This is a genomic window from Lutimaribacter pacificus (assembly GCF_900142185.1).
Taxonomy (GTDB): Bacteria; Pseudomonadota; Alphaproteobacteria; order Rhodobacterales; family Rhodobacteraceae; genus Lutimaribacter; species Lutimaribacter pacificus.
The window spans coordinates 324,292-338,978 of sequence record NZ_FQZZ01000002.1; the positions used below are offsets into that span (position 1 = coordinate 324,292).

The following is a 14,687-nucleotide window of genomic DNA, read 5'->3' on the forward strand; positions in this document are numbered from 1 at the left end:
CCTCACAACAGCGTCAGCGGTGCTTGCGGCGCGCGGGCTGTGGCGTATCTTGGGCCAAGTAACCTTCAGGAGGTCTGCCGATGCTGCGTCTTGTCGCGCTCATGTTCGGTCTTGTCGCGCTGGCCCATCCGGCCCTGGCGCGGGACGACGTCACGACATTCACCCTCGATAACGGCATGGAGGTGGTGGTGATCGAGGATCACCGCGCGCCGGTCGTGGTGCACATGGTCTGGTATCGCGCCGGATCGGCGGATGAGCCGCCCGGCAGTTCGGGCGTGGCGCATTTCCTGGAACACCTGCTGTTCAAGGGCACCGATACATTGGCCCCGGGCGAGTTCTCGGCCACCGTGGCGCGCAACGGCGGGTCGGACAACGCCTTTACCAGTTACGACTACACCGCCTATTACCAGCGCGTCGCCGCCGACCGGCTGGGCCTGATGATGCAGATGGAGGCGGACCGGATGGTCAACCTGAAACTGTCCCGGCAGGATATCGCGACCGAGCGCGACGTGATCATCGAGGAACGCAACCAGCGGGTCGAGAACGATCCCTCCTCGCTGTTTCGCGAACAGAAGAACGCGGCGCAATACCTCAACCATCGCTACGGCGTCCCCGTCATCGGCTGGCGGCACGAGATGGAGGCGCTGGATCAGGCCAAGGCGCGGGCGTTCTATGACCGCTACTACGCGCCCAACAACGCGGTTCTGGTCGTCGCGGGCGACGTGCAGCCCGACGAGGTGCGCGCGCTGGCCGAACAGCATTACGGCCCGCTGGCCGCCAATCCCGACCTGCCCGCCCGGGCCCGCCCGCAGGAACCGCCGCAGACCTCGGAGCGGCGCATGGTGTTCCGCGATGCGCGCGTGGCGCAGCCCTATGTCAGCCGTTCCTACCTTGCGCCCGAGCGTGACAGCGGCGCGCAGGACCGGGCCGCGGCGCTGTCGATCCTGTCGGATATCCTTGGCGGGGGCACCACCAGCGTCCTGACCGAAAAGCTGCAATTCGAGGACAAGATCGCCGTGTTCACCGGCGCCTATTACAGCGGCGGTTCGCTGGACGACACGACCTTCGATCTTGTCATCGTGCCCGCCCCCGGCGTAACGCTGGAAGAGGCCGAGGCGGCGCTGGATCGCGCGCTGGCCGAATTCCTTGAAACCGGCGTCGATCCCGAACAGCTGGACCGCATCAAGATGCAGGTCCGCGCCAGCCAGATCTACGCGCGCGACAATGTCGAAACGCTGGCCAACCAGTATGGCCGCGCCCTGACGCAGGGCCTGACCGTCGAGGATGTGCAGGCCTGGCCGGACGTGTTGCAGGCAGTGACCGCCGACGACGTGATGGAGGCCGCCCGCGCCGTGTTCGACCGGCGCACATCGGTGACCGGCTACCTGATGGCAGAGGAGGTGACGCAATGATCCGCCTGATCTGGGCTGCCGTTCTGATCCTGGCCGCGCTGCCCGCGCGCGCCGAGGTCGATATCCACGAGGTTACGACACCCGGCGGCATCACCGCCTGGCTGGTCGAGGAACAGTCGATCCCCTTCACTGCGCTGGAAATCCGCTTTCGCGGCGGCGCGGTGCTGGATGCGCCGGACAAGAAGGGTGCGACCAGCCTGATGGTGTCGCTGCTGGAGGAAGGCGCCGGCGATCTGGACGCCCGCGCCTTCGCCAAGGCGGCCGAGTCGCTGGCCGCCTCGTTCCGCTACGATATTTCCGACGATACCGTGCGGGTGTCTGCCAGGTTCCTGACCGAGAACCGCGATCAGGCGGCGGCGCTCTTGCGTGACAGCCTGGTCAGCCCCCGTTTCGATGAGGACGCGGTGGAACGCGTGCGCGCGCAATTGCTGTCGATTTTGCAATCCAACGAAAAGGACCCGCGCAACATTGCCGGTCGGCGGTTCGATGCGATGGTCTATGGCGACCACCCCTATGGCCTGCCGCAGGACGGCACGGTCGAAACCGTTTCCGCCCTGACCCGCGACGACCTGCTGGCCGCGCACAAGGGCGCGCTGGCGCGCGACCGGATCTATGTCGGCGCGGTGGGCGATATCACGCCCGAGGAGCTGTCGGCGCTGCTCGACGACCTGCTGGGCGACCTGCCGGCGACCGGCGCACCGCTGCCCGGCCCGGCACAGGTGGCGCTGGATGGCGGCACCCATGTCGAGCCGTTCCCCACGCCGCAATCCGTCGCCGTGTTCGGTCAGCCGGGGATCGACCGCGACGATCCCGATTTCTTTGCCGCCTTCGTGCTGGATCACATCCTTGGCGGCGGATCGTTCGAAAGCCGCCTGATGCAGGAGGTGCGTGAAAAACGCGGGCTGACCTATGGCGTCTATTCCTACCTTGTCGACAAGGACCAGGCGCAGCTTTGGCAGGGGGCGGTGTCGTCGGCCAACGACCGCGTGGCCGAGGCCATCCAGGTGATCCGCGACGAATGGCGGAAACTGCGCGACAGCGGTGTCTCCGCCGAGGAACTGCAGGATGCCAAGACCTACCTGACCGGCGCCTACCCGCTGCGGTTCGACGGCAACGGCCCGATCGCCAACATCATCGTGGCGATGCAGATGGAGGGGCTGCCGATCGACTATATCGCCACCCGCAACGACAAGGTCGAGGCGGTGACGCTGGACGATATCAACCGCGTGGCGAAAGAACTGCTGGACCCCGACCGGCTGACCTTCGTGGTGGTCGGTCAGCCCGAGGGGCTGGAACCGGCGGCGAACTGACCGGCGGGCGGGCCGTCATTCGCCATAGGGCACCCAGATCGTCCTGACCTCGGTCGCGGCCTCAAGGAACGCGTGCCCCTCGCCCTCGGCACCCGCCCAGTCGCGGGCGCGGGTATGGTTCACCCATGTGCGTTTCAGGGTGGCGGCGCTGTCGGCCTCGATCCGGGCGGACAGGTCGGTCGAGGAAAACGACCACAGCGCATCGACACCCGCATGCTGCGCCAGCGTCGGGGCCAGCTCGGCATGGCTGCCGGTCAGGATGTTGACCACGCCGCCCGGCATGTCCGAGGTATCGAGCACCTGGTAGAAATCCGTCGCCGCCAGCGGAAACGGCTCGGACGCGACCAGCACGCAGCGATTGCCCATCGCCACCGCCGGCCCCATGACCGAGACCAGCCCCAGCAGCGGCGCCTCGTCCGGGCACAGCGCGCCGATCACCCCCACGGGCGACCGCATCGCCATCGCCACGCCACGCAGCGGTACGCCCTTGACCCGGCCATCGAACTTGTCGGCCCAGGCGGCCCAGGTGAACAGGCGTCGGATACTCGCCCCGACCTCCTCCGCGCCCTTGCGCCCGCCTGTCATCGCGTCGATGCGATGGGCGAATTCCCCGGCGCGGGCCGACAGGTTCTCGGCGATGTAATACAGGATCTGCGCGCGGGCGTGCCCGGTGGTTTTCGCCCAGCCCGCGGCCCCCGCCGCCGCCTCGACCGCGTTGCGGATGTCCTTGCGGTTGGCAATGGGCACCTCGCCCAGAACCGCGCGGTTCTTGCCGTAAACCGCGCGGGTATAGCCGCCATCGGGCCGCGCCTGCCTGCCCCCGATATAGAGCTTGGCGGTGCGGTCGATGCCCTCGGGGTCGGCGCCGTTTCCGGCGAAGGGGTCGATCCGCGCCAGCGGTTTCGTCTTGCGGTCGGGCCGCAGGTAGGCGCGCAGCCCTTCCCAGCCGCCCTCGCGCCCGAAGCCGCTTTCGCGCATCCCGCCAAAGGGCGCGGCGGCGTCGAACAGGTTGGTGGCGTTCACCCAGATCACGCCCGCCGCCAGTTTCGGCGCGACATCCAGCGCAAGGTTCAGGTTCTCCGACCACAGGCTTGCCGCCAGCCCGTAGCGCGTGTCATTGGCCAGCTCCACCGCCTCGGCCGGGGTGCGGAAACTGGTCGAGACCAGCACCGGGCCAAAGATTTCCTCCTGCATCAGCGGATCGCTGGGCGACAGGCCGGTGATCAGGGTGGGCGGATAGAAACAGCCCTGCGCGGGCAGTTGCGCGTTCAACTGGTGCACGGTGCCGGTGGAACAATCCGCCACCATCCGCGCGATGCGGTCGCGCTGCACCGGGTCGACGATGGCGCCCACGTCGATGGATTTGTCCAGCGGGTCGCCGATGCGCAGCTTGTCCATCCGCGCGCGCAGGCGGTTGTGGAACTCGTCGGCCACGCCTTCCTGCACGATCAGGCGCGACCCGGCGCAGCAGACCTGCCCGCCATTGAACCAGATCGCATCCACCAGCCCCTCGACCGCGCTGTCGAGATCGGCATCGTCGAACACGATGTAAGGGGATTTCCCGCCCAGCTCCAGCGTCAGCGGCTTGCCCTGCCCGGCGGTGGCGCGGCGGATCGCGCGGCCCACCTCGGTCGAGCCGGTAAAGGCCACCTTGTCGATACCGTCATGCGCCACGATCATCTCGCCCACCGCGCCATCGCCGGTGACGATGTTCACAACGCCCCGGGGCAGCCCCGCGCGCCGGCAGATATCGGCGAACAGGAGTGCGGTAAGCGAGGTGTATTCCGCCGGTTTCAGCACCACGGTATTGCCTGCCGCCAGCGCCGGGGCGACCTTCCACGCCAGCATCAGCAGGGGGAAGTTCCACGGGATCACCTGCCCGCAGACGCCATGCGGCGCCATCCCCGGCAGTTCGCTGTCCATCAGCTGCGCCAGCCCGGCATGGTGATAGAAATGCCGGTGCACCAGCGGCACGTCGATATCGCGGCTTTCGCGGATCGGCTTGCCGTTATCCATCGTTTCCAGCACTGCGAACAGGCGCGCGTGTTTCTGGATCATCCGCGCCAGCGCATACAGATGCCGCGCACGGCCGTGCCCGCCCAGCCGCACCCATTTCGGCTGTGCCTTGCGGGCGGCGGCCACGGCGGCATCCACATCCGCCGCACTGGCCTGCGTCAGCGTCGCCAGCACCTCGCCCGTGGCGGGGTTGCGGCTGTCGAACCCGTCGCCGGGATCGGTGAAGGCGCCGTCGATGAAATGGCCGAACCGGTCGCCCTGATCGACCAGCCATGCCAGCGCTTCGGCGGCGCTTTCGGGGGCGGGGCCGTAGTCCATGCTGTCGAAGATCTCTTTAACGGTCATTTCATCGTTCCCCAAGTACTCCTGTTGCGCCGCCGGATGCGTGCGGTCAGCCCATCGCGTGCCGCCATTTGGCGGAATAGGCGCCGGTCACATGGTGTTCCAACTGGCGCTCGATATCGCCCAGCAGGCTGGACGCGCCGAAACGGAACAGGTCGGGGCGCAGCCAGCGGTCGCCCAGCTCTTCCTTGATCAGCGCCAGATAGGTCAGCGAATCCCTGGCTTTGGAAATCCCGCCCGCCGGCTTGTAGCCGATGCGATAGCCCGTGCGCTGGTGGAATTCGCGGATCGCGCGGATCATCACCAGGCTGACGGGCAGGGTGGCGTTGACCGTTTCCTTGCCGGTCGAGGTCTTGATGAAATCCGCCCCCGCCATCATGCAGACCAGCGAGGCGCGCGCCACGTTGCGCAAACTGCCCAGCTCGCCCGTGGCCAGGATCGCCTTGACATGCGCCGGGCCGCAGGCGGCGCGAAAGGCGCGCATCTCGTCATAAAGCGCCTGCCAGTTCCCCGTCAGCACGTGGCGGCGCGAGATCACGATGTCGATTTCATCGGCGCCGGCCTTTACGCTTTCTTCGATCTCGGCCACGCGCAGGTGAAAGGGCGACAGCCCGGCGGGAAAGCCGGTCGAGACCGCGGCAACGGGAATGCCGGAGCCGGACAGGGCGTCCTTCGCGGGGGCGATCATGTCGTGATAGACGCAGACCGCGCCGACGGTCAGCCCCTCCATACCCAGCGCCTGCAGGATATCGGCGCGCACCGGCTGGCGGGCCTTGGCGCACAATCGCGCGACGCGCCCCGCCGTGTCGTCGCCCGACAGCGTGGTCAGGTCGATGCAGGATATCGCGCGGCAAAGCCATGCCGCCTGATAGTCCTTTTTCACGCTGCGGCGACCGGGCAGCGTGGCGCAGCGGCGTTCGATGGCCGAGGTGTTGGCACGCGCTGACATCACCCAGTCCATGTCCAGATCCATGCCCGGATTGCGCGGTTCCGTCACCTGCGGAAGCTGCGTTTGTGCGATCGTGTCGGATGCCTGCATCCATCCCTCCCTTTCGGTACCGAAAAGGGTGTCACGGGGCCCGGCACTTGGCAAGCAGGGTGCCCCGGCCTCAGCGCAAAATGACGGTGCCCTTGCCCGGCACGGCGTTGCCGCGTATATACAGACGCATATACGGAGGCAGATCCATGATTGAAACCAAGATCCGCAAGGTCGGGAATTCGGCTGTCATTACGCTGACGACCGAAATGCTGACCATCCTCGATGTGAAAGAGGGGGACACGCTTTTCGTGCTGCGCGGCGATGACGGGAGCCTCAGGCTCGTGGCGCATGATCCGTCGCTGGCCGATGCCCTTGCTGCCGCCGAACACGTGATGGACGAGAACCGCGACCTGCTGCAGGCACTTGCGTGAAAACGCCCGTCTGGGTTCCGCTGGCAGCTGTCGTGGTCATCCATGACCGGCAGATTGCCCGGCATGGCGGTGCGCCCGGATTGCGCGACATGGCCCTGCCGGAGATGGGCTGCGCCCGCGCAATGAACCGCGCCGTCAATACCGAGGCCGACATCGCCGGGATCGCGGCGGCCTATGCCTATGGTATTTCCAAGGCCCGCGCTTTTGCGGATGGCAACAAGCGCACGGCTTTCGTGACCGCCGTGACCTTCCTGCGCCTGAACGGGTATTCCTTCCGTCCCGACCCGGTCGAAGGCGTCAGGATGATGGAGGGGCTTGCATCGGGGCGGGTCGACGAGGCCGGGTTCGCCAAATGGCTGGCGGCCGGTCTGGGCCCGATCTGAGTTTTCCGGGGCGCCCTGCCGGGCGCCCCTTTCGGTCGTTTCGATCCTGCTTATCCGGCGATCATTTCCGCCTGGCGCACGATCACCTCGGCCTGCTTGATCGAGGCGATGTCGATCAGCTTGCCCTTGTAGGTGGTCGCGCCCTCGCCGCGGGCCTTGGCCTCTTCCATCGCGGCCAGGATTTCGCGGGCTTCGGTCACGGCCTCTTGGGTCGGGGTGAAGACCTCGTTGGCCAGCGTCACCTGCTTGGGATGGATCGCCCATTTGCCGACCATGCCCAGCGTGGCCGAGCGCAGCGCCTGCGCGCGGAACCCGTCATCGTCCGAAAAATCGCCGAACGGGCCGTCGACCGGCAGCACGCCGTGGGTGCGGCAGGCGGCGACGATGGCGGCCTGCGCCCAGTGCCACGGATCGGACCAGTATTTCGCGCCTTCGCGCAGCATGTAGTAGTTTTCCTGCGTGCCGCCGATGCCGGTGGTGGCCATGCCCATCGAGGCGGCGAAATCCGCGGCGCCCAGGCTCATGGCCTGCAGGCGGGGGCTGGCGGCGGCGATCTCCTCGACATGGGCGATGCCGGCGGCGGATTCGATGATCACCTCGAAGCCCAGTTTCTTTTGCCGGCCCTTGGCGGCCTCGATGGCGGTGACAAGCGCATCGACGGCATAGAGGTCGGCGGCGCAGCCGACCTTGGGGATCATGATCAGGTCCAGCCGCTCGGACGCGTTTTCCAGCAGGTCCACCACGTCGCGATACCAGAACGGCGTGTCCAGCCCGTTGATCCGCACCGACAGGGTTTTGTTGCCCCAGTCGATAGTGCCGATGGCGTCGATCACGTTCTTTCGGGCGCTGTCCTTGTCCGAGGGGGCGACCGAATCCTCAAGGTCGAGGTTGATCACGTCCGCGGCGCTGCCGGCCATCTTTTCGAAGATCGCGGGGCGCGAGCCCGGGCCGAACAGCTGGCAGCGATTGGGGCGGGCCACGGGCGCGGGTTGGGTGCGAAAGCTCATCTTGTCACCTTTCGGGTAAGGAAATTACGCAATTGTCGGGCATGGGGATATTTATTTGCGCGATGCCGTGCAAGGTGATTCTGCCCTGCAGCATCGTGACGGGGCAAGGGGGCTGTCGCCCGTGGTCATTTCCGGCGGTTTGGCGGCGCCGGGCGCTGCCTGTTTTTCGTGCGCCGTGAAAACTTGCATGATTCTTCGGCGTTAACGGCAAGATGCAGGATAATCTTCGATGAGTTTCGTGTGTGGTTCGCAGAAACGAAGCAATTTGCCCGGCGAATCCCCGAGACTGTCGTTTAACATGCGAACCGAAGGGGGACCGCCATGATCGAAACGCCGTATCTTCTGTTTCTGGGCGATGCGCCCGACCAACTGGCCGCGAAGGTCGCGCAGGGCATCAAGGACTGGCGCCCGGAAAACGCCGTGGGCCAGTTCCGCATGGAGGGCTGCAAGGCGGATATGGGCCTGACCGACATGACGCTGGCCGAGGCCAGGGCGGCCGGCGCCAGGACGCTGGTGATCGGCGTGGCCAACCGGGGCGGCGTCATCAGCCAGGCCTGGAAAAAGGTGCTTGTCACCGCGCTGGAGGAAGGGTTCGACCTGGCCTCGGGGCTGCACAACCTGCTGCGGGACGAACCCGACCTTGTGGCCGTGGCCGAGGCGACGGGCCGCAAGCTGCACGATGTGCGCATCCCGTCGGTGAAATACCCCATTGCCAACGGCATCAAACGGCGCGGCAAGCGTTGCCTGGCCGTGGGCACCGATTGCTCGGTCGGCAAGATGTATACCGCGCTGTCGATGGATGCCGAGATGCGCGAGCGGGGGATGAAATCGAGTTTCCGCGCCACCGGGCAGACCGGCATCCTGATCACCGGCAACGGGGTGCCGCTGGATGCGGTGATCGCGGATTTCATGGCCGGGTCGATCGAATGGCTGACGCCCGACAACGACGATGACCACTGGGACCTGATCGAGGGGCAGGGCAGCCTGTTCCACGTGTCCTATTCCGGCGTCACGATGGCGCTGGTGCATGGCGGGCAGCCCGACGCGCTGATCGTCTGCCACGAACCCACGCGCGCGCATATGCGCGGGCTGCCGGGATACGAGTTGCCCAGCCTCGAGGCGGTGCGGGACATGGCCACCACGCTGGCGCGGGTCGCCAACCCGGCGGCCGAGGTGGTGGGCTATTCGATCAACACCCAGCACATGGGCGAGGACGAGGCGCGCGCCTACCTGACCGATATCGAGACCCGGCTGGGCCTGCCGGCGACCGACCCGTTCCGGTTCGGTTCGGGCAAGCTGGTGGATGCGCTGATGGCGATGACCTGAGCGCGGCTGGGGCCGGCGGGGCAAAGGGGGGCGCTGCCCCCCGGCCTGCGGCCTCCCCCCCCGGAGTATTTCAGGCAAGATGAAGGAGCAGGGTCATGCAGGTTGAGGTCACGCGGGATGTCTTTCGGCTGGCGCAGGTGTTCACCATCAGCCGCGGATCGCGGACCGAGGCGAAGGTGCTGACCGTGCGCATCACCGAGGCGGGCGTGACCGGCTGGGGCGAATGCGTACCCTATGCGCGCTATGACGAGACGCTGGAAAGCGTCGAGGCCGAGATCGCCGGGCTGCCGGAGCGGTTCGGCCGGCAGGCGCTGTACGATCTGCTGCCCGCCGGTGCGGCCCGCAACGCCGTGGATTGCGCGTTGTGGGACATGGAGGCAAAGCGCGCGGGCAAGCGCGTGTGGGAACTGGCCGGTCTGCCGGCGCCGGGGCCCGAGATCACCGCCTATACCCTGTCGCTGGCCGAGCCCGTCGAGATGGAGGCGCAGGCCGCGAAAAACGCGCATCGCCCGCTGCTGAAGATCAAGCTGGGCACGCCCGACGACATGCCCCGGCTGGAGGCCGTGCGGCGCGGCGCCCCCAAGGCGCGGATCATCGTCGATGCCAACGAAGGCTGGTCGGCGGCGGTCTATGCCGACCTGGCCCCGCATCTTGTGCGGCTGGGGGTGGCGCTGGTCGAACAGCCGCTGCCCGCGGGCGAGGACGCGGCGCTGATCGGGATGGAGCGCCCGGTGCCCGTCTGCGCCGACGAAAGCGCCCATGACCGCGAAAGCCTGCCGGGGCTGAAGGGAAAGTATGACGTGGTGAACATCAAGCTGGACAAGACCGGCGGGCTGACCGAGGCGCTGGCGCTGAAGCAGGAGGCGCTGGCCGAGGGCTATGACATCATGGTGGGCTGCATGGTGGGGTCGTCGCTGGCGATGGCGCCTGCCACGCTGGTGGCCCAGGGGGCGATGGTGACCGATCTCGACGGGCCGCTTCTGCTGGCCGAGGACCGCTACCACGCGCTGCGTTTCGATGCCGAAGGGGTGCATCCGCCATCCGCCGCGCTGTGGGGGTGACGGGATGAAAACGGCGATTGTCTGGGATGTCGAGTTCCTGACCGATGCGGGTGCGCCGCAGCGGTTCTGGTGCGGGCCGGACGACCCGGACCCGGTGCTGGTTCAGATCGGCGCGGTGCGGCTGGGGCTGGAGGGGGATTTCCCGATCCTCGACAGGTTCGAACGGGTGGTGATCCCGCGCGACCGGGCGGGCGCGGTCTGGCCGCTGTCGCCGCTGTTCACCCGGCTGACCGGCATCGGTGACGCGCGGATCGCGGCCGAGGGGGTGGAACTGGAACCGGCGCTGGGGGCGCTGGCGGATTTTGCCGGGCAAGACACGATCTGGGCCTGGGGCAATGACGAGATCTTTGCGGTCGGCATCTCGTGCTATCTTGCCGGGGTTGCTCCGCCGATCCCCGCGACGCGGTTCGGCAATGCCACGCGGCTGCTGGTCAGGGCGGGTGTGCCGGCGGAGGAGGTCGTCACCCTGCGTTCCAACACGCTGTGCGGCCATTTCGGCGTGGACGATGCGGGCGCGCAGGCCCATGACGCGCTGGGCGACGCGCAAAGCGTGGCCCTTGTCCTGCAGCATTTCCTGCGCCGGGGCCGCTTGCACCCCGACGATTTTCGGCACGACAGACCTGCCACGGCTTGACCTTTGGTCACGCACGCCCGATGAACCGACAACCCAATCTACAGGAGCCCCGATCATGTCCCGCACTGTCTATGTCAATGGCGAATACCTGCCCGAAACCGAAGCCACGGTCTCGATCTTCGACCGGGGGTTCCTGATGGCGGACGGGGTTTACGAGGTGACCAGCGTTCTGGACGGCAAGCTGATCGACTTTGACGGGCACCTTGCGCGGCTGGAACGGTCGCTGACCGAGCTGGATATGGACAAGCCCGACCAGTTCGACGAGCTGCTGGAAATTCACCGCGAACTGGTGCGCCTGAACGGCATCGAAGAGGGCATGATCTACCTGCAGGTCACGCGTGGCGCGCCGGGCGACCGCGATTTCGCTTTCCCCGACGCCGAAACCACGCGGCCGACGCTGGTCCTGTTCACCCAGAACAAGCCGGGGCTGGCCGACAGCCCGGCGGCGAAGACGGGGATCAAGGTGATCGCAATCGACGATATCCGCTGGGGCCGGCGCGACATCAAGACGGTGCAGCTGCTGTACCCGTCGATGGGCAAGATGATGGCGAAAAAGGCCGGCTGCGACGACGCCTGGATGGTCGAGGACGGGTTCGTGACCGAGGGCACCAGCAACAACGCCTATATCGTCAAGGGCGGCCGGATCATCACCCGGCAATTGTCGAACGACATCCTGCACGGGATCACCCGTGCCGCCGTGCTGCGGTTCGCCCGCGAAGCGCAGATGGAGGTCGAGGAGCGGCCCTTTACCATCGAAGAGGCGCAGGAGGCGGACGAGGCGTTCGTGACCTCGGCCTCGACCTTCGTTTTCCCGGTTATCGAGGTCGATGGCGTGACGCTGGGCGACGGCACGCCCGGCCCGGTCGCCAGGCGCCTGCGCGAGATTTACCTGGACGAAAGCCGCAAGTCGGCGGTCTGATCCCGTGCGGCGCGCATGGGGCGGGCCGGAGGCTTGTCCGGGCGTGATGAAGCTCCTGGCGGATGTATCCGCATGTGGAATGGCTCTTGCGTGGTAACGCAAGGGCCTTTGTCCACTGTCCGCCATGCGGGGCTGTCAGCGGGATGACATGAGCCACGGCCAGGATGCCGCCTGAATGATGCGCCTGCAGCATTCGGCACCACGGGGCCGGATCATGTGCTATGACGAAGCTGCGCATCGGCGCGGTGCGGGCCGGACGACATGAACGGGGGTGCTTGCGATGGTTGCTCAGCGAAGGCCGATACTCGGGCTCGCCCTCGGGAGTGGCGGCGCACGGGGCTGGTGTCACATCGGCGTCCTGCGGGAGCTTGAGGCCATGGGGATCAGGCCCGACGTGATCTCGGGCGCCTCGATGGGGGCTTTCGTAGGTGCGATTTACGCGGGCGGCAGCCTTGATGCGCTGGAGGACTGGGCATGCAACCTGACGGGGCGGCAGTTCTTCGGAATGCTCGATGTCAGGCCGGGCTCGGGCGGGCTTATCCAGGGCGGTGAGATTCCCAGCACGATACGGCGGCTTGTCAAACAGCAGCAGATCGAGGACCTGCCCATTCCCCTTGCACTGGTTGCGACCGACATGGCAACGGGGCGCGAGGTCTGGATGACGAAGGGCGACCTTGCCGACGCGGTGCGCGCCTCGGTTGCCTTGCCGGGGGTGATCAGCCCGATACGGATCGACGACCGCTGGTTTCTCGACGGGGGGTTGACGAACCCGGTGCCGGTCAGTGTCTGCCGCGTCCTGGGGGCCGAGGTGGTCATCGCGGTCAATCCGAACGGCCGGCTGGACGGCACGTTCTGGGCCGAGCGCGAACAGCAGGGTGTGACGCTGTGGAAATCCTGGGGCGACCGGCTGCGCATGCTGCCCGCCCCGGTCGCCGAAATGCTGCTGAACAACAACGGGAAAGAGGCGGCGCCGCATTACCTGGACGTTCTGTCGGCCTCGATCGACATCATGACGGATGGCATTCGCCGCACCAAGCTTGCGGGCGATCCGCCGCATGTGCTTCTCGATGCGCATCTGTCCGACCTGTCGGTGCTTGATTTCCACCGCGCGCGCGAGGCCATCGAGGAGGGGCACCGCCTGGTCCGGGAGAATGCCGACGCCATCGCGCAGGTGATGCGGCTGTGATCCTGCCGGGCGTGACGGGCCGCGGAAACATCGTCAGACCGGAAGCGCGAGCGTCACTTTTTCGGTCGAAACCACGATGGATGTTCGGAACTTCCTTACCGTCCTGTCGGCGAAAAAGAACCTGTACGTGAATTCCTCGTATTCCGGGATGTCCCTGGCCACGACGATCATTATGAAATCGGCGTCCCCGGCGATGCAGTAGAAATTGGTTACCTGGCTGTCTTCGCGGGCCTTTCGCTTGAAGGCGTCGATCTGATCGAGGCGATCCCGTTCGAGTTCGACCGAAACGATCGCCGTTACGCCCAGGTCGATCCTTTTCGGGTCGAGAACGGCCACCTCTTTCAGGATCACCCCGGTATCCCGCAGGGCCTTTAGCCGGCGCTGGACAGAAGCCGTGGAAATCCCGGCCCGGTCCGCCATGTCCTGAATGGAGGTCCGCGCGTTCTGCTGCAGGATGCCGAGAAGCTGGCGATCGGTGGCGTCCATGATCTCTTTTCCTCCCATTGGGGTGATTTCTGATCGTATCAGATCATGAATTTGCGAAAAACCTTGTGTATCGCATCACCTGAACCGCGTATTCATGATGTCATGAAACAGGGTGCAATCGCTATCGTTCCTCTTGCCGCCGGGGCCGCGCTTTATGGTTTCGCCTTTGGCCTGCTGGCCGCCCAGGTCGGGTTTCCGTGGTGGGGCGTCGGCCTGATGAGCGCGTCGGTTCATGCCGGATCGTCGCAGATCGTCGCGGTCGAACAGTTTTCCGGTGCTTCGGGCGTCTTGGGCGCGGCGCTGGCGGGGGCGGCGCTGAACCTGCGCTATGTCGGGATCATCGCGTCGCTGTCGGAAATCCTTGCCGGTCTTTCCCTGCGGGCAAAGCTGCTGGCCATCCATATCACCGGCGACGAGAACTGGGCCCTTACGATGGCCGAGCGGGCCCGGACCCCCAATGTCGGCGCGTCGTTCCTGATCGGGTCGGGGGTCGTGATGATCGGCGTCTGGACGATCTCGACAACGGCGGGCGCCATTGTCGGGGCCGTGCTGCCCGATCTGGAGAAATTCGGCCTCGGCTTTGCTTTCACCGCGGCGTTCATCGCCATGGCCAGGGGGCTTTGGCGTGGCCGGGTGGTGGCGCTGCCGTGGCTGGTCGCGTTCGGCGCGACCGTCACCGTCGTGTCGCTGGGCCTGCCCAGGGCCTATGCCATCGTCGTCGGGGCGGCCTGCGGATTGATTGCCTCCTGCGCTGTGCGGCGGTTCGGACGGGGTGCGGCATGAGCGGGGGCCATTGGATACTTGTCCTGACCCTGGCGGTTGCGGCCTTTTCCATCCGTTTGATCGGGCTGGTCGCGGGCGACAGGATCAGGTCGTCCCGCCACGCGTGGCTGCTGGACGATCTTCCCGGGCTGATCGTGGTCAGCCTGGTTGCCGCGTCCCTGGCCGGACAACCGTTTCAGACCTGGGTTGCCGCGGCGGTCGCGCTGGCCGTGGCGGTTCTGACGAACCATGTGATCGCGACGATGTGCATCGGTGTCCTTGCCTATGCAGGCCTTGCATGGGCAGGGGGCTAGGCGCGCGACCGGGGTTGGCGATGCCGGGCATATCCGCGCCTTCCGTCACGTTGCAACGACGGATTGGGGGCTCTGCCCCCGTGCCCCCGGGATATTGCCAGAGAGAGGAAACAGCGGGC

15 protein-coding genes are annotated in these 14,687 nt (G+C 66.6%); 11 read left to right on the forward strand and 4 right to left on the reverse strand.

The annotated features are described in order from the left end of the window. Positions 1-80: 80 nt before the first annotated feature. Together F3H87_RS07585 and F3H87_RS07590 are read left to right on the forward strand one after the other, a co-directional pair. Complete coding sequence (locus F3H87_RS07585) at positions 81-1,412, forward strand: M16 family metallopeptidase (RefSeq protein ID WP_149787976.1); 1,332 nt, start codon at positions 81-83, stop codon at positions 1,410-1,412. Beyond that, a complete protein-coding gene (locus tag F3H87_RS07590) occupies positions 1,409-2,722 on the forward strand; it encodes a M16 family metallopeptidase (RefSeq protein ID WP_188129193.1) in 1,314 nt (437 codons plus the stop codon). Before F3H87_RS07585 ends, F3H87_RS07590 begins: the two co-directional genes overlap by 4 nt. A gap of 15 nt (positions 2,723-2,737) precedes the next feature. Here the strand turns inward: F3H87_RS07590 and F3H87_RS07595 are convergent, their stop codons facing one another. Together F3H87_RS07595 and deoC are read right to left on the reverse strand one after the other, a co-directional pair. Next, positions 2,738-5,083, reverse strand: a complete 2,346-nt coding sequence (locus F3H87_RS07595; RefSeq protein ID WP_149787977.1) for an aldehyde dehydrogenase family protein — start codon at positions 5,081-5,083, stop codon at positions 2,738-2,740. A gap of 46 nt (positions 5,084-5,129) precedes the next feature. After that, positions 5,130-6,119, reverse strand: coding sequence for a deoxyribose-phosphate aldolase (deoC, locus tag F3H87_RS07600; protein ID WP_149787978.1), 990 nt, complete (start codon positions 6,117-6,119; stop codon positions 5,130-5,132). Between the two features lie 146 nt (positions 6,120-6,265). Between deoC and F3H87_RS07605 the strand changes: the two genes are divergently transcribed. After that, positions 6,266-6,490, forward strand: coding sequence for an AbrB/MazE/SpoVT family DNA-binding domain-containing protein (locus F3H87_RS07605; protein ID WP_149787979.1), 225 nt, complete (start codon positions 6,266-6,268; stop codon positions 6,488-6,490). Beyond that, entirely contained in the window at positions 6,487-6,873 is a 387-nt protein-coding gene (locus F3H87_RS07610; RefSeq protein ID WP_149787980.1) for a type II toxin-antitoxin system death-on-curing family toxin, read from the forward strand. Before F3H87_RS07605 ends, F3H87_RS07610 begins: the two co-directional genes overlap by 4 nt. 50 nt (positions 6,874-6,923) lie before the next feature. Here F3H87_RS07610 and F3H87_RS07615 read toward each other — a convergent pair whose 3' ends face one another. After that, on the reverse strand, positions 6,924-7,880 hold the full coding sequence (locus tag F3H87_RS07615) for an L-malyl-CoA/beta-methylmalyl-CoA lyase (protein ID WP_149787981.1): 957 nt from the start codon (positions 7,878-7,880) through the stop codon (positions 6,924-6,926). A gap of 321 nt (positions 7,881-8,201) precedes the next feature. Here F3H87_RS07615 and dgcN point away from each other — a divergent pair, with 321 nt between their 5' ends. The 5 genes from dgcN to F3H87_RS07640 all read left to right on the forward strand — a co-directional run bounded on the left by dgcN (position 8,202) and on the right by F3H87_RS07640 (position 13,006). After that, entirely contained in the window at positions 8,202-9,206 is a 1,005-nt protein-coding gene (gene dgcN, locus F3H87_RS07620) for an N-acetyltransferase DgcN (RefSeq protein WP_149787982.1), read from the forward strand. A gap of 95 nt (positions 9,207-9,301) precedes the next feature. Beyond that, on the forward strand, positions 9,302-10,267 hold the full coding sequence (gene dgcA, locus F3H87_RS07625; RefSeq protein WP_149787983.1) for an N-acetyl-D-Glu racemase DgcA: 966 nt from the start codon (positions 9,302-9,304) through the stop codon (positions 10,265-10,267). A gap of 4 nt (positions 10,268-10,271) precedes the next feature. Then, positions 10,272-10,901 carry a PolC-type DNA polymerase III domain-containing protein gene (locus F3H87_RS07630; protein WP_149787984.1) on the forward strand — a complete coding sequence of 210 codons (630 nt, stop codon included), beginning with the start codon at positions 10,272-10,274 and terminating at the stop codon, positions 10,899-10,901. Positions 10,902-10,956: 55 nt separating this feature from the next. Continuing rightward, complete coding sequence (locus F3H87_RS07635; protein WP_188129194.1) at positions 10,957-11,820, forward strand: D-amino-acid transaminase; 864 nt, start codon at positions 10,957-10,959, stop codon at positions 11,818-11,820. Between the two features lie 280 nt (positions 11,821-12,100). Next, complete coding sequence (locus tag F3H87_RS07640; RefSeq protein ID WP_149787985.1) at positions 12,101-13,006, forward strand: patatin-like phospholipase family protein; 906 nt, start codon at positions 12,101-12,103, stop codon at positions 13,004-13,006. A 33-nt stretch (positions 13,007-13,039) separates the two neighbouring features. Here the strand turns inward: F3H87_RS07640 and F3H87_RS07645 are convergent, their stop codons facing one another. Continuing rightward, a complete protein-coding gene (locus tag F3H87_RS07645) occupies positions 13,040-13,492 on the reverse strand; it encodes an Lrp/AsnC family transcriptional regulator (RefSeq protein WP_149787986.1) in 453 nt (150 codons plus the stop codon). A gap of 102 nt (positions 13,493-13,594) precedes the next feature. Here F3H87_RS07645 and F3H87_RS07650 point away from each other — a divergent pair, with 102 nt between their 5' ends. Both F3H87_RS07650 and F3H87_RS07655 read left to right on the forward strand, forming a co-directional pair. Further along, on the forward strand, positions 13,595-14,275 hold the full coding sequence (locus F3H87_RS07650; RefSeq protein WP_149787987.1) for an AzlC family ABC transporter permease: 681 nt from the start codon (positions 13,595-13,597) through the stop codon (positions 14,273-14,275). Next, on the forward strand, positions 14,272-14,568 hold the full coding sequence (locus tag F3H87_RS07655; protein WP_149787988.1) for an AzlD domain-containing protein: 297 nt from the start codon (positions 14,272-14,274) through the stop codon (positions 14,566-14,568). Before F3H87_RS07650 ends, F3H87_RS07655 begins: the two co-directional genes overlap by 4 nt. Positions 14,569-14,687 lie beyond the last annotated feature (119 nt).